This is a genomic window from Rhodococcus sp. PBTS 1, assembly GCF_001620025.1.
Taxonomy (GTDB): Bacteria; Actinomycetota; Actinomycetes; order Mycobacteriales; family Mycobacteriaceae; genus Rhodococcoides; species Rhodococcoides kroppenstedtii.
Genome location: NZ_CP015219.1, coordinates 1171490 through 1196914, shown reverse-complemented (window position 1 = coordinate 1196914; position 25425 = coordinate 1171490). Strand labels below are relative to the sequence as shown.

The window sequence follows — 25425 nt, the reverse complement described above, 5'->3', positions numbered from 1 at the left end:
TGCGATGGGGCGGTAGCTCAGTCGGTCAGAGCCGTGGACTCATAATCCATTGGTCGCGGGTTCGAGCCCCGCCCGCCCCACCAAGACAGTCTTACTCGAACTTCGACAAATTGACCTTCGTCGTTCTTTACGAGCCGGTCTGTCCTGGTCATCGTTTCAACTTCCGCACGAGCCTCGTTTCGTGTCGTCGGGGCTGCGCCGCACCGTCTCGGCGTTTGACTCATGTTCCTTGCTGGCGGCGTACAACTCGGCAAAGAGTGGCGTCAGTGTCGCGTCTGCGACCTCATGGTCGTCAAGCAGCAGCTTTTCGAAGAAGGCTCGATTGAGATGTCTGCGCACCTGGTAGGTGACCTAGCGATACAAACTAGCCGCGTCTTCAAAGAGAGGGCCCCTTTGAGGGCCGCGACACCGAGTGATAGCCCGTCCTCAGTGTTGACGAGGCTGACCGAGACTCTTTCTTGATTGCGCTGGCAAGTCCCCCGTGAACGCGGCCAATTTGTTGCAAGTCTCTTGCACGTAACCTGGGCGGATAGGGCAATGAAGATATGGCTGGACGCGAACGGCAGCGGAAGAAGTCGCGCGCAAGCTGCGCCGGGCCGACGAGCTCACCGCTGCAGGCAAGACCACCGAGGAAGTAGCGGCCGAACTCGACGTGTCGGCGGCGACTTTGTGCATCTGGCGGCTTAGCTACGGCGGGATGGACAACGACGCCTGGAAAGAGCTCAAAGAGCTGCGTGAGCACAACAGCCGGCTCAAACGCCTGCTCGCGAAGGCGGAGCTTGACAAGGACGCGCTGCGGGAGGTGGCTAAAGGAGAATTTTGAGCCCAGCTGCCAAGCGCCGCGCGGAGGAAATACTCGTCGAGACGGTGAAGCTGTCAAAACGTTCGGCGTGTAGAGCAGTTGAGCTTGCCCATTCCACATATTGCACGCACACCGATCGCAAGACACCCTCGGATCCAGACGTGACTCTCAGAGGCGCGCTACGAGCGAACGCGCGCGAGAACCCGCTGCACGGGTTCAGGCGCGCCTGGGCGTATCTCAGTACGACAGGCACGTGGAGGTCAACAAGAAGAAGGTGCACTGACTATGGAAGGAGGAGGGGCTGCAGGTGCGGATCCGACACGCCCGCGAACGCTCTGGCGTGAGCTCGAGCTCGCAGGTCGAACCGGAACGCACTGAAAACGGTGTGGGCGAGGAACTATCAGTCCGACTACCGACTACGAGAAGAGGGCCCGAACAGCAATCACTGGATTAGCCTGCTCGTAGCGCGGGTGGTGATCGAGGACTTCAAGGACGACCACAACAAACGAAACCGCCACTCATCGCTCGTGTATCTCGCGCCTGCCGAGTACGCTGCCCGATGCACCCACACCCGCCAGCCCGCGGACGGCTGCGAGACCGACTGACATCAATCAGAACCGGCTCTAGAACGAAGTGGTCCGACTATCGGAGACCTGCCAGTGGCATGGTGGACGACACGTTCCATCATCGCCGATGCGATGGTCGCTTCGCCGAACACATCACCCCAGCGTGCGAACGGCAGGTTCGAAGTCAACACGATCGAGGATTTCTCGTGGCGACTCGACACGGGTACATGATCCGGCGCGAACCCCTACCTCTACGAAAGAGCGTACGAAATGTAACAATGATGTTGCATTTTTGCCTGCGCTCATTGTATCGATTCGACAGTGCGTAGATTCACCTGGGCGGCTTCATGTTATGATGCGGCATAGTTGGAGCATTGCCAACTTAAACTGGAGGCATTCCGTTGCCAGGATCGTTACCTCATCTCTCAAGCCTCGAGCACCTGCGTAATTGGCCAGAACGGCATGATTGCCGCTCACGACTGCCTGAGCTGACAAGGCGTCTTATCCAGGAATCAAACGATTCAGTCACATTCCTGCGCATGCCGAGCGGTGAAGATGTTGATCTTGGTGGTTACGATGGAATTGTTGACGCGCTTATTGGGTCTGCGCTTGTACCGCAGGGTAGAAGCATCTGGGAATTTGGAGTCGATAGATCTCCTGGTTCAAAAGCGAATAAAGACTATAAAAGCCGAACAGGCGAGCCTCTCGGCGAAGTGCCTGCAGTAACCACGTTTGTGTATGTAACACCACGTCGCTGGGCAGGTGCCGAGACATGGGCGAAAGCGAAGCGCGCTGAGGGGATTTGGAAGGATGTTTGGGCGATCTCGGCGTCGGAATTGCAGATAGCACTCGAAAAATGTCACGCTACTCATATCTGGTTTTCTGAATATCAGAACATCCCGTCGACGGCGGCTGAAACGCTGGAGAACTGGTGGGACAAGTATTGTCGACCAACGAACGGGCTGTTATCGCAAGATATTGTCTTAGCAGGGAGAAGAGAAGCTGGCGCCCAACTCAGCCGGATTCTGGCCGACGAAGACAACGCGCACATCTGGATCCGTGCGAACTCAACCGATGACGTCCTCGCATTTGTCGCTTGCACAGTTCTCGCTTTAAGAGATTTGGAGGGTAGCGAGCTATACCAGCGAGCGCTTGTTGTGTTCGATGCATCGATGCTTCGTTATCTTGACAGTCAAAGCAATCTTCTCATTCTCCTGCCTTTCGACGAGTCTTTGGTTCGTCAGGCTGAACTGATCGCGAACAATCATGTCATTTTGCACACAACTAATCCGGGGATAGCAAAGATTTCTCTTCCCGACATCGACATCCCAGAAGCCAGGGATTGGCTTGTTAATGAGAAACAGGTTGAGCGCCAAGGGGCGACAAGGCTTGCAGGCGCAGCATCACGTAGTATCCCGCTGTTCAAGCAGCATGTCACTGGTGGGGCGTATCCGGTCTTGGAGAGCGTGTCCGGCGAGCGCAAGCCGCTGGACGCGACGATTCGCCGCGCCTGGCTACTCGGCGGCTGGGCAACAGTTCGTTCAGGCGACCGGTCTGTTCTTGAGCAGCTGAGTAACGACGGCGTTGAAGCCTTTCTTGCACTCGTATCCGAGTACTCTTCTGGTCCGGACCCCTTGTTTAGTCGTATCGGAGAAACGTGGAAAGTATCTGACGTTCGTTCGAGTTTTGAGACGCTAACTCCGGCAATAGATGCCAATGATCTTCGTGCCATGGAACCGCTCGTACAAGAGATTCTAGGTGCTATAAATCCGACCCTGAAGCTACCGCTGAAGGATCGATGGGCGGCTGGCATCTATGGAACACGACGAATCCATTCTTCTCAGATGCGGGGAGGTGTGGCGAATATGCTGGCCGCACTCGGTGGGCTCGGCGGCGGCGTACGAGTGGAGAGCGGCACTACTCTCTCGGGCTGGGCTGGGTTGATCGTTCGGGCTCTTCTTCAGCGTGCCAACGAGGATGACAGTGGCGAGCTGTGGTCGTCATTGGTTGATGTTCTAAGCAAACTAGGGGAGGCAGCTCCTGACGAGTTCCTCGCTGCGGTCCGGGCTGGTCTATCAGAAGGCGGTAGCCTACGGGGGTCGATATTCTCGCAGTCGGACGATGCCGGAATCATGGCAACCACCAGCCCGCATGTGTATTTTCTATGGGCCCTTCAGCACCTTGCGTGGTCTCCTCGCTACGTGTCGGATGCCGTTAATATTATCGCAATGCTGGACGACTTGGACCCCGGTGGAAAGTCGGGAAACCGTCCCTTGTCGAGCCTGATTGATATCCTACAACCGGGAATAGCTCAAACTAGCGTAGATGCCAATACGCGCGTTCGGATCCTCGAACGACTTTTGACTCGGCACCCGAAGACTGCGGGTAAACTGGTGGTCTTATTGATCCCTGATGGCAACGGGTTTCATCTAGTGAGCGATGGCCCCGAATTCAGGGATTGGAAGCCAGTCAGACAAGGCGCTGCGACAATAGCTGAGCTGTACGCAGAAGTGAAGGGTGTCACAAAACTTGCAATTAAGGCGGCAAAGCGTGATCCCGCGTTGTGGCAAAAGCTTGTTCAGAAATCGACGCACGTCAGCCCTGATTTGAGAACTGAGATCATGCACGGACTAAAGGACAGCCGATCAGACTTGGATGACGCCACCCGGCAAATGCTCTGGGACGAATTGAACAAAATCGTTCGTCAGCACCGTCAATACAGTGATGCGGAGTGGGCGTTGAGTAACGATGGTCTAGCGCCGTTGCTCGATGTCATAGCGACGCTAGAGGTGCCTGATGCGTTGGTGAGGCATAGGTGGCTTTTTGATCACACGCCCATGATTGGAATTAGTATTGTCGATGATGACAGCGCGTATTACGCCGAGGTAGGGCGACTTCGGCAAATGGCTCTTGAGGAGATTTGGGACGAGGTCCAGTTCGAAGGAATTTGTTCCTTTGCTAAGACCGTGAAGACACCGTGGTCGGTCGGAAGCGAGTTGAGTAACTGTGACCTTGATCCAGCACCCTCGCTTGAGGACTTCATAGGAGTGATGACCGATGCCGATCGGTCGATCAGTTTGATGGCGACCGCTTATATTGGGGCGACTACCGGTGGTAGCCACGAGCGGCTGCGCGCACTGGCAGACCAGGCCGATGGGAACCCAGACGTGCAGGCGTCGCTGCTCCATCTTTCGGGGGACCAGATGTCAGCATGGTCGGCTGCGGCTGACCTCGGAAGCGACGTTGAACAGGCATTTTGGACCTCGTTCCAGCAAATTGGACTAGGGGCCGACTTCGAGCTTGTGAATGAAGCCGCACGTCACCTCAAAGCATACGGCCGTGTGGGAGTCGCGCTTGATCTCCTTGCCCTCTACGGCGTTCGCCAGCCTCGGAAGCTCGATATCAATCTAGTCCGAGAGTTGCTTGAGCTGTTCGTTTCCTCGGATGCAGAAGAGCATCGGTGGTTGACGGGCTATGAAATCGCCAAGTTGCTGGATCTGTTAGCGGCCTCGGGTGAGGTAAGCGATGACGAAATTGCACTGTTGGAATGGCGCTATCTGCCGATCATTGAGCGTGACGGTGCCCCGTCCGCCCTTATTAAAAAGATCGCGTCCACGCCCTCGTTCTTTGTTGAGTTAATATCCCTACTCTACTTTCCGAAGAACGCCGATCGTGACACATACGAGCGGCCAAACCCGGAGATGATTCACAACGCGAGCCGCCTGCTCAACGCTTGGAATGTTGTACCTGGTCAGAAGAAAGACGGCAATATTGATCTCGACGAGCTAATCGCGTGGACCGATGAATCGCGCGCGCTTCTCCGTGACGCAGATCGCTTGAACGCTGGCGAGCGGCACATCGGTCAAGTGTTAGCAATGACCGCTGAGGACGAACAGGACGTGTGGCCGCCCGAGGCGGTCCGAGAGTTCCTTGAGCAACGAGGTACAGACGAGATCATTCGTGGCTTCAGGCTCCAGACCTTCAACAAGCGTGGCGTCACTAGTCGATCGTTGGACGAAGGCGGCGCCCAGGAGCGAGCTCTAGCAACGAAGTATGGACAATGGGCAACGAAGTGCGAGACCGACTGGCCAGCTACTGCTCGCGCGTTGAGGCTTATCGCCCAGGGATACGAGCATGATGCAAATCGCGAGGACGAAGAGACGCAACGTCGCCTAAGAGGATTCGACGACTAGGTGTGGCGGGTCATGACGTTGTAGTCGCGCTTTGAAGCGTCCCGATGGTGGGGACAGGTCCCCCCGGTCGGCAGCATGAGAAGTACCACCAACTCGTCCGCCGAACAGGAAGACCTGTTGTCGTGCCTCACCGTAATGCCCCTCTCCGGAGGGCCGCCTCCGACTCGTCGAGCGTTGCCGCACCCGATCGATCGCACACGTTGTCGCCGAGACGGGCATCTCCCGTGCCTGCGCCTCGAAGTGGGTGAACCGGTACCGCAACTTCGGCACCCTCGGTCTCGAGGACCGATCCAGCGCCCCGCACCGGCAACCCACCGCGACGGATCCAGCACTAGTCCTGCAGATTGAACACTCCGCCGCTTGTAGAGGTGGCCGGCGCCTCGGATCGCGTTCGAATTACAGCGCGACGGTGTTGAGATCAGCCGACGCACCGTCACCCGACACCTCGATCACCTGGGCATCAACCGACGCCGATTCCCTCGATCCCAACGGTGGGACGAACCGATCCCCTCGCCCCATCGTCGCCCACCGACCCGCCACATGGTCCACGTGGACGTAAAGAAGGTCGGCCGTATCCCCGACGGCGGCGGATGGCGCGCCCACGGCCGCGGTCTTGACCAGACGAAGGCGGTGAGCCGGGCCAAAGCTGCCCGCACCGGCTACATCGAACTGCATTCGGCGATCGACGGGTACTCCCGACTCGCCTACCCCGAAGCGCTACCCGACGAAAAGCCATCACGGCAGCAGCATTTGTCCATCGGGCCAGGGCGTTCTTCGCCGTCCACCGTATCGACCGCATCTACCGACTGGTCACCGACAACGGGTCCTGCGACCGAGCCGACGCCTTCACCCGAGCACTGCTCGGGTGCCGGCATCAGCGCTGCACCCCGAGTACCCCGCCCACAACGGAAAAGTCGCGCGCTACAACAGGATCCTCGCGGAGGAGTTGCTCTACACCCGAACCTCGGAACCGCAACGCGAGGCAGCCCTGAGGGCTTAAAACGTTTACTGCAACTACCATCGACCGCACACTGCCGCCGGGAACCAACCACCAGCATCGCGACTGAGAGCAGGTGTCACCAACGTCGTGGCTTCGCACACCTAGCGCGTAGCCCGCGGCTTATGGCCACCGCGCGACCGCATGGTCACCCCGGCTTCCAATCGTGCTCGCCGCACCGTGTTCGGTGCTGTCCCGAAGTGAGCTCCGAGCACCTCTAGCGTCGCTCCACCTTTGTAGCCCCCGGGCGGCGCGACTCCACTGGGGCATCCCCCACCACGCCCGATCCTCGACTCCGGTCGCCGCGTCCGCGTTTCTGCTACATTCTGTACTTCCAGTTTGTTTTGTCGGCGCTCGGCCGTCTCGTCGCCTCGTCCCGGCAGGTGATCGGAGGGTGGGGCGTCGCAGGTCGAGGGGCGCGGGAACGGTCAGTGACGTGCGAGCAGGAACCGGAAGACGGACCCACCGCCCTGGTTCGGGCCGTCGGGGCCGCGGTGGATCGCTCCGCCGTGCCGGTTCTGCTCGTGCGCGCGGACGGACGGGTGGTCCGGGCCAACCCGGCGGCCCGCCTCCGCCTCGGGGACGTCGCGGCGTCGGCCGACCGCGCCTGGACGCTCGAACTGCCCGGCAGGGCGGGTCCGCAGGACTCGCCGACCATCGTCCGGGCGGGTGGTACGTGGTTCGGCCGCGCCGAGTTGGTGCAGTCGACCGGAAAGAGGGTGCCTGTGTCGACATCGGCGTTCGCGGTACACGACCGGGACGAGGATCCTCTGATCGTCGCCACCCTGCGCACTCCCGAGCTCACCCTCGATCCCCCGCGCGGCGCGTCCGACGAGATCCAGGCCGTGCTCCGCGCCTCCCGCGACGACGAGGAGCGGCACGATCGGCTGGCGGAACTGTCCCGCTTGGCGTTGCGGGGTCGCATGGGCGATCTACTCGCCGCGTCCGCCGACACGGTCGCGTACCTGCTCGGCGCCCGGCTCGCGACCATCTCCCGCGTACATGCCGACCCGACCACCATCGAGACGGTGGCCACCACCGACGGCGGTGACTCCCCTCTCGCACGCGGGAGCGACACCGTTCCGGCGTTCGTGGGGACGACCGGGACGCCGTTGCTGTGGCGGGGCGAGACCCTCGATCACCGCATCGACGCCGACGCCCTGCGGAACGCGGGCTTCGAGAACGCCGTCGCGGTGCCGATCGAAGGCGGCGGGCGCCCGTGGGGTGTACTCGCCGTCTTCGGCGTCGATCCGGGGCGTCCCGCCGACGGAACCGCGGCGCCGGTGGCGCCGGTGGCCGGCTCGGATGCGATTCCCGAGCCGTCCGTTCTCGACGAGGTCGCCGACATCGTCGGTGCCGCGGTGCACCGCGTCGGGGTGGAACGCGAACTGCGCTACCGCAGTCTGCGCGATCCGCTGACCGGACTCCCCAACCGCGCCCTGGCGCACGACCGCATCGGCTCCGCCGTGGAACGCGGCCTCGTCGCCGGCTCGTGCACCGCGGTCATGCTCATCGATCTCGACGACTTCAAGTCCATCAACGACGGGCTCGGCCACGAGGCCGGGGACACCGCCCTGGTCGCGGTGGCCACCCGACTCGCGCGCGCGTCGCGGCCCGGTGACACCGTGGCGCGACTCGGCGGCGACGAGTTCGTCGTGGTGTGCGAGAACCTGCGCGACGAGGACGACGCCGTGGCGGCTGCGGCGGTGTACGGCGACGCCGTCCGCGCCCCCGTTTCGGTGGAGGGGAACGATCTGGTCATCACCGCGAGCATCGGGGTCGCGGTGACCACCACGGACGTCCCGGTCAACGAGCTCGTCCGTCGAGCCGACGTCGCGATGTACCGCGCGAAGGACACCGGCCGGGGCCACGTCGCGCTGTTCGACCGCGACGATCGCGACCACCGCCGCCTGCAGTTGGCGCTGTCGGCGGATCTGCGCGCGGCGCTCGAGAGCCGGTACCTCACGCTCGCCTATCAACCGATCTTCGACATCGGCACCGGCCGCATCACCGCCGTAGAGGCGTTGGCGCGGTGGGAGCACCCGACGCTGGGGTCGGTCAGCCCCGAGACGTTCGTCGCCATCGCGGAGCGAACCGGTCAGATCGACCGGCTGGGACTCTGGGCGCTGCACTCGGCGTGCCGTCAGGCCGCGGAGTGGCAGTCGATCGCCGACGTCGGTGTCCGCGTGAACGTCTCGGCGCTGCAACTGCGTCGACCGGGGTTCGTCTCGGCCGTGGCCCGAGTGCTGGCGGAAACGGGACTGCCGGTCGGCCGACTGGGCCTCGAGATCACCGAGACGGTCTGGCTTGCCGACACCGCGCAGGTGCGCGACGCGCTCACCGAGCTGCACCGGATGGGGGTGTCGATACTTCTCGACGATCTCGGCAGCGGACACAGCTCGGTCACCTACCTCAACCGCTACCCGGTCATCGAGGCCTTCAAGATCGACCAGAGCTACATCCAGGCCATGCCCGGCAAACGGCCGGAAGCCATCGTGTCGGCCATCGTCTCCCTTGCGCACGCGTTCGACGTCACCGTCGTGGGCGAGGGCGTCGAGACGCAGGCGCAGTTCGACCGGCTGCGGGAGAGCGGATGCGATCTGGCGCAGGGATTCTGGCTCGCGGAACCGACCGACGCGGCGACCATGACGGACATGCTGCGCGAGCGCCGGGCCGGCTGAGCACACCGAGCCGGGCGAGACCCGGCGCCGAGTTACTCGGCGTCGGTCCGGCCCGTGGACGTTCGCTGAACGAACTCGGCGGCCACGTCGCGCACCCGCAGTCCGCGGCGCTGCGCCTCGTCCGACAGGGCGGCGAAGGCGGCCTCGGCGTCGACGCCGTCCATGGCCATCATGATGCCGCGGGCCTGTTCGATGGGTGCCCGCTGCTCCATGGCCTCGCGCAGGGCGCGCACGGCGGAGGCGGCGTCGCTGTAGCGGGTGTGCTCCCCGATCGCGCGGCCCACCGTCGTCGTGATGCCCTCGAGCACGTCGGTGTCGATGTCGTCGAACGCGTGATCACGCAGACCGTAGAGGTTGAAGGAGCCGATCACCCCGTCGAGCGTGCGGATCGGCGACGCCAGCACCGACAGAATGCCCTCCGCACGGGCGGCGTCCGTGAAGTCGGGCCACCGGTCGTCCCGGTCGGTGCAGTCGACCACCACGCTCTCGCCGGTGCGCGACGCCTGCAGGCAGGGCCCGGCCCCTGCGTCGTACTGGTGTCGGTCCACCGTCAGGGTCAGCAGGTCGGTGTACGTCGCGGTGTAGGTCGAGCCGTCGAAATCGATTGTCACGCCGCAACTGTCGGCACCGGGGATGATGTCGTGCGCCAGGTCGACGGCTTTCTGCAGCAACTCGACCACCTGGTCGGTGTCCTCGATTCGTCCGCCCAGGGCCGCGAGAATCTCGCCGAGCCGCCCGGGCGTCAGGCTCGGTCCGGCCTGCCCCTCGGTGTCCATGGAGATATTCGATCACACGGCCCGCGAACCGGCCGGAACACTCGGCCTCCTGCTGCGTAGGCTCGTGCTCGGTCACTACTCGTTTCGACGACGAACGGGTCGGGTAGCCGTCCCGTCGGTGCCGGGTTGCTCTCGCCCGGTCCCCGGGGGACGGGCCGTGTGGCCGGTGGAGGGCAGTAATCGGGCGGTCGGCGATGACGGAGGAACTGTGGATCCGGAAGTGCAGCACGAGCCCAGCGAGATCTCCTACGACGAGAACTTCTATCCGGCGCGGCCGCGGCCGCTGAAGCCGTCGGTGCGGCGCGCTTACCGGTCGCCCGGGGACCTGCCTCGCGGTGACGCGGAGGCGGACAACCCGGAGTACGTGTCCTGGCTGGTGCAGCGGTCCATGCTGCAGGACGCCAAGCTCATCGCCGAGCAGCTGTCCGGCAAGGGCAGCATGTGGCAGAACCCCTACGCCTCACCGGATCCGCGCGGCGCCGTCGAGCGCGCCCCCGTCTGGTTCACCGCCTACCCCATCTCGCTCATCGCCTCGCCGGGCCAGAGCTTCCTGGCCACCCTCGGGGACGAAGCGCTGTGGCAGCTGTTCTCGGACATCGGCATCACCGCCGTGCACACCGGCCCCGTCAAGGAGGCCGGTGGACTGCACGGGTGGCACGCCACGCCGTCGGTCGACGGTCACTTCGACCGCGTGAGCATGCAGATCGATCCGGCGTTCGGGTCCGAGGAGGAGTTCCGCCGCCTCTGCGTGGTCGCCTCGGCCTACGAGGGCATCGTCATCGACGACATCGTGCCCGGCCACACCGGCAAGGGAGCGGACTTCCGCCTCGCGGAGATGGCCTACTCCGATTACCCCGGGATCTACCACATGGTGGAGATCGAGCCGCAGGACTGGCATCTGCTTCCGCGCGTCGGCGCCGGCCGGGACTCGGTCAACATCGACGCCGACGCCGAGGCCGAACTGGCCCGCGCCGGCTACATCGTGGGCCAGCTCCAGCGCGTCATCTTCTACGAGATGGGCGTGAAGGAGACCAACTGGAGCGCGACGCCCATCATTCGCGGCGTCGACGGCGTGGAGCGCCGGTGGGTCTACCTGCACTACTTCAAGGCCGGTCAGCCCTCGATCAACTGGCTCGACCCGTCGTTCGCCGGCATGCGCCTGGTCATCGGCGACGCGTGCCATTCCATCGCCGATCTCGGCGCCGGCGCCCTGCGTCTGGACGCCAACGGCTTTCTCGGCGTCGAGCGGCGGACCGAGGGCCCGGGATGGTCGGAGGGCCACCCGCTGTCCGAGGCCGCGAACCATCTCATCGCAAGCGTGGTGCGCAAGATGGGCGGGTTCACGTTCCAGGAGCTGAACCTCACCATCGACGACATCAAGGCGATGGGCGGCAGCGGCGCGGACCTGTCCTACGACTTCATCAACCGGCCCGCGTACCACCACGCGCTGGTGATGGGGAACACCGAGTTCCTGCGCCTGACGATGAACCTCGCGCGCGATCACGGCGTCGACACCGCATCGCTGGTCCACGCGCTGCAGAACCACGACGAGATGACGTTCGAGCTGGTGCACTTCGCGACTCTGCACAAGGAGGACGAGTTCTCCTACGGCGGCGAGGTGATCAAGGGCGGCGATCTCGGGGACCAGATTCGCGCGGAGCTGTGCGAGCGACTGACCGGCCGGTGGGCCCCGTACAACCGCACCTTCACCAACAACGGCATCGCGTGCACCACGGCCTCGGTGATCACGGCGTCGCTCGGCATCCGGGACCTCGACCGCATGGACGAGACGGACATCGAGACCGTGAAGCGGGCGCACCTGCTCCTCGCGATGTACAACGCGCTGCAGCCGGGTGTCTTCGCGCTGTCCGGGTGGGACCTGTGCGGCGTGCTCCCCGTACCGGCCGAGGAGGTGGCCGATCTCATCGCAGAGGGCGACACCCGCTGGATCAACCGCGGCGCCCACGATCTGATGAACTACGCGCCCGACGCGACCCGGTCGGAGTCCGGCATCCCGCGGGGCCGGAGCCTCTACGGGTCGCTGCCCGAGCAGATGAAGGACGGATCGTCCTTCGTGCGGCAGCTCTCGCGGATCCTCGACGTGCGGAACCGCTACGGCATCGCCACGGCGACGCAGCTCGACGTGCCGTCGGTGTCGCACAAGGGACTGCTGGTGTTGGTGCACCAGCTCGCCAACGGTCTGGTCCAGGCCACGGTGCTCAACTTCACCGGCGACGAGATCACCGCGACGGTGCAGTCCAAGCACCTCCCGGGCGGGGCCACGGTGGTCGATCTGTTCACCGATCAGGAAGTCGGCACGGTCGACGAGTTGGGGAGCTTCCTGCTGACACTCGCTCCGTACCAGGGCATTCCGGTGATGCTGAAGGGCTGACCACGCAGTGGCGACCCGGCGGTAACGTCAGCAAAGGGTAGGCTAATCTATCTCGCATGCGCGTTGCGATGTTCGGGTATCAGACCTGGGGTCACCGCACCCTGCAGGCCCTCCTCGACTCCCCTCACGAGGTGGTCCTGGTGGTCACCCATCCGCCGAGCGAGCACTCCTACGAGTCGATCTGGTCCGACTCCGTCGAGGACCTCGCCCGGAGCCACGGCATCGCGGTCCACCTGGCCCAACGGCCCGACGACGCCCTCGCGGCCCGGCTGCGCGACGCGGCGCCGGACATCGTCGTCGCCAACAACTGGCGCACCAAGCTGCCGCGCGAGATCTTCGACGCGCCGCCGCACGGCACGCTGAATCTGCACGATTCGCTGCTGCCTCGGTTCACCGGCTTCTCCCCCGTCATCTGGTCGCTGATCAGCGGCGCCGCGGAGACCGGCCTGACCGCCCACCGGATGGACGACGACCTCGACACCGGCGACATCGTGGTCCAGCGCGCGGTGCCGATCGGCGAGCGGGACACCGCCACGGAACTCGTCCAGGCCACCATCGACCTCATCCCGGAGGTGCTCACCGAAGCGCTGGCCGCCATCGAGAGCGGTACGGCCGAGTGGACACCCCAGGACCTCGCCCAGCGCACCTTCTTCCACAAGCGCTCGGACGTCGACAGCCGGATCGACTGGACCTGGCCCGCCGAGGAGATCGACCGCCTGATCCGCGCCCAGTCCGACCCCTACCCCGACGCCTGGACCCACTACCGCGGCGAGCGCATCGGCATCACCCGCGCCCACGTCTCCATCTGCTGCTACGGCGGCACCCCCGGCCGCGTGTTCATTCACGAGGGCGACGGCATGGCCATCGTCGCCGGCCCGTCGGCCCACCTCGGCCGGAATCGCGCCCTCGTCGTCGACGAGGTCCGCACCGCCGACGGCCGCACCGTTCCCGCGACGGAGTTCTTCCCCCACGGCGGCGGGTATCTGACCGACCGACCCTGACCGGAGTCGTTTCCGCGTCCCCCTCGCGGGTACCGCAGGCCGGTGAGCACCCCTGTACCCGGCCTGACCGTCGCCGTCACCGGCGCCACCGGCAACCTCGGCACCGCCGTCGTCGACGCCCTCGCGGCCGACGATCGCGTCGCGGCGATCCTGGCCATCGCCCGCCGCGCGCCCGATCCCGACGCGTGGTCGCCGCCGAAGACGCGCGTTGCCGTGGCCGACATCGCCCGCGACGACCTCGAGCCCCTGTTCGCGGGAGTCGACGTCGTCGTCCACCTGGCGTGGCAGTTCCAGCCGACCCGCGACCCCATCGCCACGTGGAACGCGAACGTGGTCGGCGCGATGGCCGTGTTCGACGCCGTCGCCGCCGCCCGAGTGCCGGCGCTGGTCCACGCGTCGTCCGTCGGCGCCTACGCGCCGGGCCCGAAGGACCGTCCGGTGGACGAGTCCTGGCCCACCCACGGCTGGCAGGGCGCGGCCTACACGCGGGAGAAGTCGTACCTCGAGCGCGTCCTGGACGGGTTCGAGGCCGCCCACCCCTCGATCCGCCTGGTCCGCATGCGACCCGGGTTCGTCTTCCGCGAGGAAGCCGCGACCGAGCAGCGCAAGCTGTTCGGCGGCCCGCTGGTCCCCGCTCGGCTGGTGCGTCCCGGCCTGATCCCGCTGTTCCCGAACGTGCCCGGGCTGGTCATGCAGGGAGTCCACACCGAGGACGTCGGGCGTGCGTTCGCCGCGGCCGCCACCACCGAGGTGACCGGGGCGTTCAACGTCGCGGCCGACCCGGTCATCACTCCGCGCACCTTCGCCGACGTGCTCGGCGCGCGGCTCGTCCCGGTCCCCGCCGGGGCGGTGCGACTCGCGCTCGACGCGCTGTTCACGGCGCGTCTTGTCCCCACCGACCCCGGCCTGTTCGACGCCGTGCTGCGCCTGCCCGTCATGTCCACCGACCGTGCCCGCACCGAACTCGGATGGTCGCCGCGGCATTCGGCGCGCGAGGCGCTCGCCGAATTCGTCCGAGGCGTCCACACCGTCGCCGACGCGCCCACCCCGCCGCTCTCCGACCGCACCTGACCCGGGGGGTCTCGCGCGGTTTCCACCCCCGTGCGCAGGGGAAGACGATCGGCATGGCCACCACGCGTCCCACCGCCGCCGACCCGTCGACGTCGTACGACCCGGACGACGATCGCAAGCCGGATTCGCCCACGGACCTGACCAAGCCGTCGTTCCTCTACGTCGTCCGCAAGACCGCGCGCGAGTTCTCCAAGGACCAGTGCACGGACCTCGCCGCGGCTCTCACGTACTACGCGGTTCTGTCGATCTTTCCCGCGCTGCTGGCCATGGTGTCCCTGCTCGGCGTCTTCGGCCAGGGCGAGCGCACGGTGAACGCCGTCCTCGACATCGTCTCCGACCTCGGCCCGTCGTCGGCCGTCGACACGTTGCGAGAACCGATCTCCCAGTTGGTCGCGACGCCGACGGCCGGCCTCGCGTTGATCATCGGTCTCGCCGGTGCGATCTGGTCCGCCTCCGGCTACGTCGGGGCCTTCGGGCGCGCGATGAACCGTATGTACGAGGTCGACGAGGGTCGGCCGGTATGGAAGCTGCGCCCGGTCATGCTGCTGGTGACGTTGATCGGCCTGATCTGCCTCGCCTCGGGAGCGTTGATGCTGGCGGTCAGCGGACCGGTGGCGCAGGCGATCGGCGACGCCGTCGGACTCGGCGACACCACACTCATGATCTGGAACATCGTGCGCTGGCCCCTCATCCTGATCCTGGTGGTGATCGCGGTGGCGGTGCTCTACTACGCCACCCCGAACGTCCAGCAGCCGAAGTTTCGGTGGGTCAGCACGGGGGCCGCGTTGGCCATCGTGACCTGGATCGTCGCCTCGGCGCTGTTCGGGTTCTACGTCGCCAACTTCTCGAGCTACAACGCGACGTACGGATCGCTGGCGGGCGTCGTGATCTTCCTGTTGTGGCTGTGGATCACCAATCTCGCGCTGCTGTTCGGCGCGGAGCTGGACTCCGAACTCGAGCGAGGGCGCGAACTGCAGGCCGGGCTGCGCGCGGAAGAGCACCTGCAACTGCCGGAGCGCGATACCCGCGTGTCGGAGAAGAACGCCGAGAAGGACGCCGAGCACGTCGAGCGGGGCCGCTCGCTCCGACTCTCGCGCGGCAGAGACGACTCCGCTCCGCGTTAGTCCAGCGCGCGGACCCGCCACGAATCTCCTGTGTCACCGCGGCACCTTTCGGTCGCGAATCCCGGCGTCCAGCCCTCGGCGCCCCCGGCTCCATCCGACTCGGTGCGCCCACCGCGCACGTCTGCGAGGCATCATGTCGTCCACCCGCCCGTCCGGAGTCGATCGTCCCGGCCCCGGCACCGCCCTGATCACCGGCGCGTCCAGCGGCATCGGCCGCGCCACCGCTCACCTCTACGCCGAACGCGGTTGGTCGCTCGTCCTCTGCGCCCGCGGGCGCGACGGCCTCGAGGACGTTGCCGACGAGTGCCGTCGCCGTGGCGCCGGTGACGTGGCGATCAAACCCGTCGACGTCTCGGACGGCGACGAGGTTCACAAGATGGTCACGGAGACCGTCGAACAGTTCGGCCGAGTCGACGTGTGCGTCCACAGCGCCGCCGTCATGTCCTACGGAACGTTCCTGGACACCCCCGCCGAGGTGTTCGACCACGCGATCTCCGTCGATCTGATCGGCGCGGCCAACGTCGCACGGTCGATCCTGACCGTCTACCGCGACCAGGGCGACGGGCACCTCGTCATCATCGGATCGCTACTCGGACGCATCGCCGTGCCCTGGATGGGCACGTACGTCACGGCCAAGTGGGGACTGCGCGGCCTCACGCGCACGCTGCAGCAGGAAATGCAGCAGTACCCCGGCATCCACGTCAGCTCGGTGGCGCCCGGCGCGGTCCGCACCCCGATCTACGAGCAGGCCGCCACCGTGGTCGGGCGCGCCGGATCTCCCCCGCCGCCGGTGACGACGCCCGAGGTGATCGCCCGCGCCGTCGACCGCGTGGTGCGCAAGCCGCAGCGCGAGCGTGACGCGGACGCGGTCTTCGGCTACGTCAACAAGGTCGCTGCCCTGGGCTACACCGTCGTGCCGGCGGTGTTCGACCGACTCGTGGGGCCGCTCATGTGGCGCTTCGGCATCTCGCGCGAGCCCAAAGACGATGCGGAGGGCAATGTATTCCGCTCCCGAAGCCCCTATCGACAGTGATCCCCCGTCACCGGACCGATCCTGAGACAGACTGACGGGTATGGCCCCTCGACGCCTCGCTCCCCAGCACCTCGGCTCGCTGATCGGTGCCGTGTTCGGCCTCGTCTTCGTGCTCGTGAATTCCGCGACGTCGCCGACACCCGTCCGAGTGGTGCTCGTCGTCGCGGCGATGGCGGCCGCGGCGCTGGTGCTGGTGGGTATCGCGCGCGGTCCGGCCCCGTCAACTCCGCCCTCGGTGCGCCCGTTCGGGCGCGGCTACTGGGCCGTCGTCGCGGCCGAGGTGGTGGCCATCGTGGTCGGCGTGCGCGTCGTCGCAGCGGCCGGACACCCACAGGCCGGGGTCGCGTGGGTGGCCACCGTCGTCGGCGTGCACTTCGTGGTGCTCGCGGTGCTGTGGCGGCTACGGCTCTTCCACGTCCTCGGCGGGGCCCTCACCGCCCTCGGCGTGGCCGGGCTCGTCCTGGCGTTCGCGGGCGCACCCGCCGTCGCGACGGACCTGACCGCGGGTGTCGGATCCGGCGTCGTGCTGCTCGTCTTCGCCCTGGTCGGAGTGTGGAGAGCCGGTGGCACCAGGCGATTTGGCAGTGCACGGGTGCTATGAGTTAGAGTCTCTTCTCGGCCGGTCACGCACCGGCTGCAGCATTCCCCCATAGCTCAATTGGCAGAGCATTCGACTGTTAATCGAAGGGTTTCTGGTTCAAGTCCAGATGGGGGAGCTTTCGACAAGCCCCGGATCGCGCTCGATCGGTCCGGGGCTTTCTCGTGTCTCCGCCCGAGGGGTGGGGTGCACGCACGGGGGTATGACATCGGGCAGGATGGACACCCCGTCACCCGACCACCGAGAGGACCGCTGCACTCATGATGCGTTTGTTGGTCGGCGTCGCTGCCGGATACGTGCTCGGCACCAAAGCCGGCCGCGGTCGGTACGAGCAGATCTCCCGCGCCACCAAGGCCGTCGCCTCGAGCCCGGCCACCAAGAAGATCGTCACCGCGGGCCGGCAGAAGCTGTCCGATTCGCTGAACACCCAGCCGAAGCTCGAGCCCATGAAGCAGTACGACGACACGCAGGTGTTCGTCCCGCGCGACCAGCTCTAGATCGCGGGGAACTCCGCGTCGGTGGTGCTGCCCACCGCCTGTTCGAGCAGGCTGCGGCGATACTGCTCGAGCGCGATGAGGTCGCCGAAGAGCGCGTTGTAGTCCTCCGGCTTCTCGATCGGCGACATGCGCTGGAGCTTCGACTTCAGCTCGGCGACCTGACGGCCCACCCAGACTTCCTGCAGCCGAGCCAGCACGCCCGAGATGTAGCGCGGGGTCGCCTCCTCCGAGATGGGCATCGGCTCGACCGCCAGCTCGGTCACCAGGGACCGCAGGCCCTTCGCCTCGGCCTTCTTGCCGACGGCGTCGAGCCACTCTCCTCCCCCGAGTCCCGCCGCGGTGCCGCCGGCCTCCCGGACGGCGTCCGAGACCGCGGCGTACGCCGGGTGACCGAAGGTCTCCGGGGGCAGCGAGTCGAACACCGAGCCGGCGATACCGGGGTGCTGCATCACCGCCTTGAGCGCCTCCCGCTGGGGCCACAACGTCGGATCGTCCCGACGCGGGTGAGCCGGCCCGGCCGGCGCGGCGGAATCCTCGGTCGGCCGGGACGGGCGACGCAACGGTGCGGGCGCGGCGCCCTTGGCGATCTTCGCGGCCTCCTCGCGGACCCGCCCGACCACCATGCGCTCGTCGATCCACCCCACCCAGCCGGACAGGCGCGCAGCGTAGTTGTCCCGCAGCGCGCGGTCCTTCATCTGCGCGACCATCGGTACGGTGCGGCGCAGCGCCTCCACCTGCCCCTCGGCGGTATCGAGGTTGCACTCGGCGAGCGCGCCCCGAATGGCGAACTCGAACAACGGAGTACGACGAGCCACGAGGTCGCGTACGGCGGCGTCGCCCTGGCGCAGCCGTAGATCGCACGGGTCCATTCCCTCGGGCGCGACGGCGATGAACGTCTGTCCGGCGAGCTTCTGATCGCCGGAGAACGCCTTCATCGCTGCGGCCTGCCCGGCCTCGTCGCCGTCGAAGGTGTAGATGATCTCGCCGCGCCAGAACTTGTCGTCCATGAGCAGCCGACGCAGCAACGCGAGGTGGTCGTCACCGAATGCCGTGCCGCACGACGCGACGGCGGTGGTGACGCCCGCGAGGTGCATCGCCATGACGTCGGTGTACCCCTCGACGACGACGGCCTGATGCCCCTTGGCGATGTCCTTCTTGGCCAGGTCGAGACCGAACAGCACCTGGGACTTCTTGTACAGCAACGTCTCCGGCGTGTTGACGTACTTGCCGGGCATGGTGTCGTCGTCGAAGATCTTGCGGGCGCCGAAGCCGATGACGTCGCCGGCGAGGTTGCGGATGGGCCACAGGAGTCGGCGGTGGAACCGGTCGATCGGACCCCGCTTGCCCTGCCGCGCCAGCCCCGCGGCTTCGAGCTCGGCGAACTCGAACCCCTTCTTCAGCAGGTGCTTGGTCAGCGTGTCCCAGCCGCCGGGAGCGAAGCCGCAGCCGAACAACCGCGCGGCCGCCGCATCGAAGTTGCGCTCGGTCAGGTAGTCCCGTGCGGCCTGCGCCTCGGGCGATCCGAGCTGCTCGGCGTAGAACTGTTGCGCCGCAGCGTTGGCCGCGACCAGACGCGCCCGCGTGCCGCGGTCCCGCTGGACGGAGGTACCGCCGCCCTCGTAGTCGATCCGGTAGTTCAGCCGGTCGGCGAGCTGCTCGACGGACTCGACGAAGCTGATGTGCTCCATCTTCTGCAGGAACGTGTAGACGTCCCCGCCCTCGCCGCACCCGAAGCAGTGGAACGTGCCGTGGTTCGGCCGCACGTGGAACGACGGCGTCTTCTCGTCGTGGAACGGGCACAGGCCCATCATCGAATCGCCGCGCGGCGCCTTCAGGGCGACGTACTCGCCGACGATGTCCTCGATGCGCGTCCGTTCACGAACGGCCGCGATGTCTCGTTCGGGTATTCGGCCGGCCACCGGGACAGTCTAGGCGTCCGGTCCGACGGCCCCGCACGGGCGAGCGGGCCGCTCTCCAGCCCCACGAGCGGGCCGCTCTCCGACCCCACGAGCGGGCCGCTCTAACCCCACGACGCCTGCGCGCCGAGGCTGGCGGCGTCGATGCGTTCGAGCCGGGACTCGGTGCAGGACGCGATCTGGTCGACGACGACGCGGGTGCGGGCGGCGTCGTCACCGGCGGCGGACCAGGCCGGCAGGAACATCGGGTCGAGCGAGGCGGGCGCGGAGTGCAGCAGCCACGCGGCGACGCGGTGGATGCGGTCGCGTTGGCGGTCCTGGCGGCGGCGGTGACCGTCGTCGGACATGACGTAGCGGAGCGCCATCGTCTTGAGCAACGCCACCTCCGCGCGGACCAGCTCGGGTACGGAGAGGTCGGCGTCGTACCGCCGGACCGCGCGTCCGTCGGCGGCCTCCCGGGTGGAGGAGACGGCGGCCGTGGTGAACCGCCCCACCAGCTCGCTCGTCATGCGCTTCAGGGCGACCGAGCGGACCAGAGTGCCGTCGTACCCGGCGGCGTCGGAGACCACCGGCAGCTCCGACAGTCGTTGCGCCGCCTCGCACATCAGGTCGCGGTCCAGGCCGCGGAACTCGCGGATCGCGAGGTCGGCCAACGCGTCCTGCTCGGCCCGATCGGCGAGCGAACGGAGGTCGATGCGCCCGGCGATGACGCCGTCCTCGACGTCGTGCACCGAGTACGCGACGTCGTCGGCCCAGTCCATGGCCTGCGCTTCGAGGCACTGCCGCCGCTCCGGCGCCCCCGCGCGCACCCAGGCCAGGGTGGCGGCGTCGTCGTCGTACGCGCCGAACTTGGCGCCCGGCGACGGCCTGGTCCACGGGTACTTGATGGCCGCGTCCAGGGACGCGCGGGTGAGGTTGAGTCCGGCGCTACGACCGTCGTCGCCGAGCACCTTCGGTTCCAGCGCGGTGAGGATGCGCAGGTTCTGCGCGTTGCCCTCGAAGCCGCCGCAGGACGCGGCGACCTCGTCGAGCGCGCGCTCACCGTTGTGGCCGTAGGGCGGGTGACCGATGTCGTGGGCGAGCCCGGCGAGCTCGACCAGGTCGGGATCGCACCCGATGCCGTCGGCGATGCTGCGGCCGATCTGCGCCACCTCGAGCGAGTGGGTCAGCCGCGTGCGCGGCGTGTCGCCCTCCCGCGGACCGGTCACCTGGGTCTTGTCGGCCAGTCTGCGCAGTGCCGCCGAGTGCAGCACCCGAGCGCGGTCGCGGGCGAACGCACCGCGCGATTCGGCGGCCGACTCCGGCGCGAGGCCGGCGGACTTCGGTGCCTCCGGAACCCGGCGGTCGACGTCGGCGTCGGTGTAGGTGTCGGTCGCAGGCCGGCCGGCCATCACTGTCCTGCCGTGTAGGAGAAGTCCGCGGAGTGGTGGGTGAGCTGGTACCACAGCAGAGCCGCTGTCTCCCGGCCGATTCCGTGGATCTGCGACTCCCGCGTGTACACCGCGGGTCCCTGCCGGGTGGGCGAGGTCCACGCGTCCAGACCGGCGTCCTGCGCCATGGTGCGCGTCCGCAACGAGTGCCACGGGTCGCTCACCAGCGTCACCCGATTCAGGCCGCGGCTCTGCAGTTCGGCGGCCACCGCCTCGATGCTGCGCAGCGTGTCCGAGCCCTCCTCGACGGCGACGACGTCCTGCGCCGGCACCCCCTGGTCGACGAGGTAGGTGCGGCCCGACGCGGCCTCGGTGTAGTTGTCCCCCACCTGTTTTCCGCCGACGGTGACCACCAGCGGGGCGATACCGGCCTGGTAGAGCGCCGAGGCCTGCGCGAGCCGCGCCTCGAACACCGACGACGGCACGCCGTCGTACTGAGCCGCTCCCAGCACCACGATGGCGTCGGACGGCGTGTGATCGTCGATGCGCGCCACCTGCCACACGCGGACGGCCGTGCCCAGCACCACCAGCAGTCCCACCAGGACGACGCCCGCGATCAGCCGACGGATCCACCGCGCCAGCGTGCCCCCGAACCCCAGCCGGGGTGGTCGGGTGGCCGTGTCGCGGTATCCGTCGCGGTCGTCGTAGTAGTAGTCCGTACTCATCGCGACCCAGTTTGCCAGCCGCACCTGTGACCGACGTGTGCGGCGCGCGAAGCGGTCAGAGCCACCCGTTGTCGAGCGCCACCCGTACGGCTTCGGCCCGCGTGGCAGCCCCGGTCTTGCCGATCGCGGCCGAGAGGTGGTTGCGCACCGTGCCCTCCGACAGGTGGAGCTCCCGCGCGATCGCCGACGCCGTCCCGCCCGAGCGCGCCGCGACCAGGACGTCCCGCTCGCGCGCCGTCAGGGGCGACGTCCCGGCCGTCAGCGTCTCGGTGGCGAGCGTCGGGTCGACGACGCGCAGACCGGCGTGCACCCGCCGTACCGCGTCCGCGAGGGCACGCGCCGGGGTGTCCTTGACGACGAATCCGCTCGCGCCCGCGTCGAGCGCGCGACGAACGTAGCCGGGTCGACCGAAGGTGGTCACCACGAGCACCCGGCAATCGGGCACGGCGGCGCGCAGTGCTGCGGTGGTCTCGATGCCGTCGCCGCCGGGCATCTCGACGTCGAGGAGCGCGACGTGCGGGCGATGCACCCGTGCGGCCGGCACCACCTCGTCGCCGCGGCCGACCTCGGCGACCACCTCGAGATCGTGCTCGAGTCCCAGCAGGGCAGCGACCGCTCCACGGACGAGCGATTGGTCGTCCGCGAGCAACAACCTGATGGAGTCGGTCACGTCGTCACCTCCGCGGTCACCCGGAACCCGCCGCGGGTGCCACGGGCGATCGTCAGTGTCCCGCCGGCATCGCGCACCAGGTCGGCCAACCCGCTCAGTCCCGAGCCGGCGGGCTCGTGGTCGACTCCCGGCACCGTGTCGTCGGCTCTGCCCACCGGCCCCACACCGTCGTCCTCCACGCTGATGCGGTCGCGTCCGAGGTCCACCGTGCAGGTCGACGCCCCGCTGTGGCGCACCACGTTGGTCACCGCCTCGCGCAGCACACGGGCGAACAGTTCGCGCCGGTGGTCGGGAACGTCGTCGACGCGTCCGATCCGGCGCAGCTCGATCGCCGCCGCGTCGAGTGCGCTGCGCGCCCCGAGCACCTCCTCGTCGAGCCGCAGGTGTCGGAACCCGCCGACGGTCGACCGGACGTCGGCGAGGGCCTGCCGGGTGAGCGCCTCGATGTCGGCGATCTCCGCGGCCGCGCGCCCGGGATCGAGCTCGATCAGGCGCCCCGCCAGCTCGGCCTTCACGGTGACGACGGTGAGCGAATGTCCGAGGATGTCGTGTACGTCGCGGGCGAGGCGCTCCCGTTCCGCGACGACGGCAAGGTCGGCGAGGCGCCGCCGTACCTCCAGCAGTTGGGCGTTGCGCTGGACCAAGGTCCGCACTCCCCAGGCCGCCATGGCCGCGGCGACCACCGTGATGGCCGCCGAGTTGTCGGGCGTCCATCCGTCGACCACTCGCGGCAGGATCTCCACGGCGGCCGCCACGCCGGCGACGACGGCGACGCCGGCGCGGCCCGGCAGCGTGATGATGCCGAACACCGCGATGTACACCGATCCGGTGAGCACGGAGTCCCCGGCGGCCGGGACCACGAGGACGAGCAGGACAGTGAGCAGGACGAGAACGACCCACGCACGCCGAGTCTGTTCCGGCCGCCGGTCCTCCTCGTGCAGGCGGCGGCGGAACTCTCGGAAACCCAGGACGAAGACAAGGGCGAAGACGGCCAGCGACACGACGCCGACGAGCGTCCACTCCCACGGCCCCCGGTACTGCCGGATCCGGTCCAGCGGGTAGACGAGGAACGCCAGCCAGATGGCGCTGAACAGCCACCCCCGGCGCTGCCGGCGCTCGTCCTCTTCCCCGACGAGCGTAGCGACGATGTCCGTCATCGTCGCCACGCTAGACGCGTCCCGTCGGCCGCGCGTGGTCAACCACGAGCGGTGTCGCGGCGGAACATCACCCGGGCTCCGAGGACGAACACGGCCGTCCACACGACGACGTTGACGATCGCCTCGCCGAGGTTCGCCGCCGTCACGTCCCCGATCGGAGCGCGGGCGATGGTGGCGACACCCCACGTCGGGACCACCCTCGCCACGTCGGCGAACCATCCGCTCGCGGGGACGAACAGTCCGCCGGCGAAGGCGAGCAACGCCAGACCGGGCCCGAGGATCTGCATGACGTTCTCCGACGGCAGCACGTAGCCCATGAAGAGGCCGAAGGCGGCGAAGACGACGGAGGTGAGCCACGCCAGGACGAAGCAGGTCACCCACGCGGTGGCGGTGAGATGGGCTCCGGTGAGAGCGCCGACGACGAACACGGTGGTGACCGACACGAGTCCCAGCGCCATGGCGACGAGGATCTTGGTGGCGACGTACGCGACGGGATCGAGGGGCGTGAGCCGCAACTGACGAGTCCACCCCACGCCGCGCTCGATCGAGACCATCGCGCCACCGCTGGTGGTGGCGAGCATCGCACCGTAGAGCGCCATGCTCACCATGACGTAGCCGGTGACGTTGGCCGAGCCGACCGTCTCCGTGCGGAGGTCGCCGGAGAGTCCGAAGACGGCGAAGAAGACGGGCGGAATCACGAGGGTGAAGACGAGGGTGCGGCGATTGCGCAGCAGGCGGCGCAGTTCCAGACCCAGGAAGAGGAGGCTGAACCCGCCGTGGGCGGGCACGGATCGAGGACGGTCCACGGTGGTGGTCATGCGGGGCTCCCGGCGTCGGTGAGGTCGGCGGTCGTGCGGGTGTCGGTCGTGCGGGTGTCGGGGGTGCGGGTGTCGGTGGTGAGGGCCAGGAACGCGTCCTCGAGGCTGCGCGGGACGATCTCGAGGTCCCGCGCGTCCGTGGCGGACAGCAGATACCGGGCCACGAGGTCCGATCGCGTGCTGTGGACGACGATCCGATCGCCGTGGCTGCGGACGTCGTCCACCCCCGGAATGCGCAGCAGCGCAGCCCGATCGACGTCGGAGGTGACGGCGGTAACCCGTCGTCCGGCCGCGAGGTTCTTCACTTCCGCGGCCGTGCCGTCGGCGACGATGCGGCCGGCGCGGACCAGGACGATGCGGTCGGCGTAGGCGTCCGCTTCCTCGAGGTAATGGGTGGCGAACAGGACGGTCCGCCCGCGGGCGCTGTCGGCGCGCATCGCGGCCCAGAAGTCACGGCGGCCCAGGGTGTCCATGCCCGTGGTCGGCTCGTCGAGCACCACCAGGTCGGGATCCGGCAGCAGCGCGAGAGCAAACCGGAGCCGCTGCTGCTGGCCTCCGGAACACTTCCCCACCACGCGGTCGGCGAGGTCGGCGATGCCGGCCCGCTCGAGGACCTCGTCGACGGGTCGGGCACTCGCATGCAGCGCCGCGACGAGTCGCACGGTCTCGACGACCGTGACGTCGCGCAGCAGGCCGCCCGACTGGAGGACGGCCGAGATCCGCCCCGCCGCCACCGATTCGCGCGGCGCGGCGCCGAAGACGCGGACCGTGCCGCGGTCCGGCCGGGTCAATCCGAGCAGCATGTCGAGGGTGGTGGTCTTGCCGGCTCCGTTGGGGCCGAGGAAGGCGACGATCTCGCCGGGCCGGACGGTCAGGGAGAGACCGTCGACCGCGGTCACGGAGCCGAAGCTCTTGTGCAGACCGTCGAGTTCGACGGCCGGTGCGGTGTGCGGGTTCGGTGTCATGGGAACGACGATGCTCGCCGCGGCGGCCTCGTCCCCGGGTCGAGCGTCACGACGTCGCCATGACGACTGTCAC

17 protein-coding genes, 2 tRNA genes and 3 pseudogenes are annotated in these 25425 nt (G+C 67.4%); 13 read left to right on the top strand and 9 right to left on the bottom strand.

Annotation, left to right across the window (positions count from 1 at the left end; translation table 11 throughout):
• Window positions 1-6: 6 nt before the first annotated feature.
• Together A3Q40_RS05390 and A3Q40_RS05385 are read left to right on the top strand one after the other, a co-directional pair.
• Window positions 7-83: transfer RNA gene (locus A3Q40_RS05390), tRNA-Ile, on the top strand.
• 503 nt (window positions 84-586) lie between these two features.
• A complete protein-coding gene (locus A3Q40_RS05385; protein WP_068100279.1) occupies window positions 587-823 on the top strand; it encodes a transposase in 237 nt (78 codons plus the stop codon).
• A 640-nt stretch (window positions 824-1463) separates the two neighbouring features.
• Here the strand turns inward: A3Q40_RS05385 and A3Q40_RS19720 are convergent.
• A pseudogene (locus A3Q40_RS19720) lies at window positions 1464-1589 on the bottom strand (ATP-binding protein); the annotation flags it as partial.
• Between the two features lie 318 nt (window positions 1590-1907).
• On the opposite strand from A3Q40_RS19720, the gene A3Q40_RS20150 reads away from it, so the two are divergent.
• The 3 genes and pseudogenes from A3Q40_RS20150 (at window position 1908) to A3Q40_RS05370 (ending at window position 9239) form a co-directional block, all read left to right on the top strand.
• Window positions 1908-5561, top strand: a complete 3654-nt coding sequence (locus A3Q40_RS20150; RefSeq protein WP_157889517.1) for a hypothetical protein — start codon at window positions 1908-1910, stop codon at window positions 5559-5561.
• Between the two features lie 142 nt (window positions 5562-5703).
• Window positions 5704-6666: pseudogene (locus A3Q40_RS19715) on the top strand (IS481 family transposase); the annotation flags it as partial.
• 323 nt (window positions 6667-6989) lie between these two features.
• Window positions 6990-9239 carry a putative bifunctional diguanylate cyclase/phosphodiesterase gene (locus A3Q40_RS05370; protein WP_068100271.1) on the top strand — a complete coding sequence of 750 codons (2250 nt, stop codon included), beginning with the start codon at window positions 6990-6992 and terminating at the stop codon, window positions 9237-9239.
• 32 nt (window positions 9240-9271) lie between these two features.
• Here the strand turns inward: A3Q40_RS05370 and A3Q40_RS05365 are convergent, their stop codons facing one another.
• Entirely contained in the window at window positions 9272-10015 is a 744-nt protein-coding gene (locus tag A3Q40_RS05365) for a GAF and ANTAR domain-containing protein (RefSeq protein WP_082833767.1), read from the bottom strand.
• 208 nt (window positions 10016-10223) lie between these two features.
• Here A3Q40_RS05365 and treS point away from each other — a divergent pair, with 208 nt between their 5' ends.
• From treS to A3Q40_RS05325, 8 genes are all read left to right on the top strand, one after another.
• Window positions 10224-12407: a maltose alpha-D-glucosyltransferase gene (treS, locus tag A3Q40_RS05360; RefSeq protein ID WP_068100269.1), complete on the top strand. Its 2184-nt coding sequence runs from the start codon at window positions 10224-10226 to the stop codon at window positions 12405-12407.
• 56 nt (window positions 12408-12463) lie between these two features.
• Complete coding sequence (locus A3Q40_RS05355; protein ID WP_068100268.1) at window positions 12464-13408, top strand: methionyl-tRNA formyltransferase; 945 nt, start codon at window positions 12464-12466, stop codon at window positions 13406-13408.
• Between the two features lie 42 nt (window positions 13409-13450).
• Complete coding sequence (locus A3Q40_RS05350) at window positions 13451-14479, top strand: NAD-dependent epimerase/dehydratase family protein (protein ID WP_201132947.1); 1029 nt, start codon at window positions 13451-13453, stop codon at window positions 14477-14479.
• Between the two features lie 53 nt (window positions 14480-14532).
• Entirely contained in the window at window positions 14533-15603 is a 1071-nt protein-coding gene (locus A3Q40_RS05345) for a YihY/virulence factor BrkB family protein (RefSeq protein WP_068100265.1), read from the top strand.
• Between the two features lie 133 nt (window positions 15604-15736).
• Entirely contained in the window at window positions 15737-16636 is a 900-nt protein-coding gene (locus A3Q40_RS05340; RefSeq protein WP_068100263.1) for an SDR family NAD(P)-dependent oxidoreductase, read from the top strand.
• A gap of 40 nt (window positions 16637-16676) precedes the next feature.
• Window positions 16677-17237 carry a hypothetical protein gene (locus A3Q40_RS05335; protein WP_068100261.1) on the top strand — a complete coding sequence of 187 codons (561 nt, stop codon included), beginning with the start codon at window positions 16677-16679 and terminating at the stop codon, window positions 17235-17237.
• Window positions 17238-17279: 42 nt separating this feature from the next.
• A tRNA-Asn gene (locus A3Q40_RS05330) sits at window positions 17280-17352 on the top strand.
• Between the two features lie 142 nt (window positions 17353-17494).
• Window positions 17495-17731, top strand: coding sequence for a hypothetical protein (locus A3Q40_RS05325; RefSeq protein ID WP_068100259.1), 237 nt, complete (start codon window positions 17495-17497; stop codon window positions 17729-17731).
• On the opposite strand, the gene dnaG is transcribed toward A3Q40_RS05325, so the two are convergent.
• The 7 genes and pseudogenes from dnaG to A3Q40_RS05290 form a co-directional block, all read right to left on the bottom strand.
• Window positions 17728-19650: a DNA primase gene (gene dnaG, locus A3Q40_RS05320; protein ID WP_068100257.1), complete on the bottom strand. Its 1923-nt coding sequence runs from the start codon at window positions 19648-19650 to the stop codon at window positions 17728-17730. The two genes, A3Q40_RS05325 and dnaG, sit on opposite strands and share 4 nt — an antisense overlap.
• Window positions 19651-19751: 101 nt before the next feature.
• Window positions 19752-21038 carry a deoxyguanosinetriphosphate triphosphohydrolase gene (locus A3Q40_RS05315; protein WP_068100255.1) on the bottom strand — a complete coding sequence of 429 codons (1287 nt, stop codon included), beginning with the start codon at window positions 21036-21038 and terminating at the stop codon, window positions 19752-19754.
• A complete protein-coding gene (locus tag A3Q40_RS05310) occupies window positions 21038-21742 on the bottom strand; it encodes a YdcF family protein (protein WP_068100253.1) in 705 nt (234 codons plus the stop codon). The genes A3Q40_RS05315 and A3Q40_RS05310 overlap by 1 nt, the downstream gene beginning before the upstream one ends.
• Before the next feature lie 55 nt (window positions 21743-21797).
• Window positions 21798-22412 (bottom strand): response regulator transcription factor, encoded by a 615-nt coding sequence (locus tag A3Q40_RS05305; RefSeq protein WP_068100251.1) that lies wholly within the window; start codon window positions 22410-22412, stop codon window positions 21798-21800.
• Entirely contained in the window at window positions 22409-23569 is a 1161-nt protein-coding gene (locus A3Q40_RS05300) for a sensor histidine kinase (RefSeq protein WP_069973016.1), read from the bottom strand. The genes A3Q40_RS05305 and A3Q40_RS05300 overlap by 4 nt, the downstream gene beginning before the upstream one ends.
• A 38-nt stretch (window positions 23570-23607) precedes the next feature.
• Entirely contained in the window at window positions 23608-24387 is a 780-nt protein-coding gene (locus A3Q40_RS05295; RefSeq protein WP_068100247.1) for an ABC transporter permease, read from the bottom strand.
• A pseudogene (locus tag A3Q40_RS05290) lies at window positions 24384-25280 on the bottom strand (ABC transporter ATP-binding protein); the annotation flags it as partial. The gene A3Q40_RS05295 and the pseudogene A3Q40_RS05290, both read right to left, overlap by 4 nt.
• Window positions 25281-25425: the final 145 nt, after the last annotated feature.

Excerpts from the sequence above, each read along its gene's own strand:
- A3Q40_RS20150 (WP_157889517.1), top strand. The coding sequence starts at position 1,908 with ATGCCGAGCGGTGAAGATGTTGATCTTGGTGGTTACGATGGAATTGTT.
- A3Q40_RS05365 (WP_082833767.1), bottom strand. The coding sequence starts at position 10,015 with ATGGACACCGAGGGGCAGGCCGGACCGAGCCTGACGCCCGGGCGGCTC.
- A3Q40_RS05355 (WP_068100268.1), top strand. The coding sequence starts at position 12,464 with ATGCGCGTTGCGATGTTCGGGTATCAGACCTGGGGTCACCGCACCCTG.
- A3Q40_RS05345 (WP_068100265.1), top strand. The coding sequence starts at position 14,533 with ATGGCCACCACGCGTCCCACCGCCGCCGACCCGTCGACGTCGTACGAC.
- A3Q40_RS05340 (WP_068100263.1), top strand. The coding sequence starts at position 15,737 with ATGTCGTCCACCCGCCCGTCCGGAGTCGATCGTCCCGGCCCCGGCACC.
- A3Q40_RS05335 (WP_068100261.1), top strand. The coding sequence starts at position 16,677 with ATGGCCCCTCGACGCCTCGCTCCCCAGCACCTCGGCTCGCTGATCGGT.
- A3Q40_RS05325 (WP_068100259.1), top strand. The coding sequence starts at position 17,495 with ATGATGCGTTTGTTGGTCGGCGTCGCTGCCGGATACGTGCTCGGCACC.
- A3Q40_RS05315 (WP_068100255.1), bottom strand. The coding sequence starts at position 21,038 with ATGGCCGGCCGGCCTGCGACCGACACCTACACCGACGCCGACGTCGAC.
- A3Q40_RS05310 (WP_068100253.1), bottom strand. The coding sequence starts at position 21,742 with ATGAGTACGGACTACTACTACGACGACCGCGACGGATACCGCGACACG.
- A3Q40_RS05300 (WP_069973016.1), bottom strand. The coding sequence starts at position 23,569 with ATGACGGACATCGTCGCTACGCTCGTCGGGGAAGAGGACGAGCGCCGG.
- A3Q40_RS05295 (WP_068100247.1), bottom strand. The coding sequence starts at position 24,387 with ATGACCACCACCGTGGACCGTCCTCGATCCGTGCCCGCCCACGGCGGG.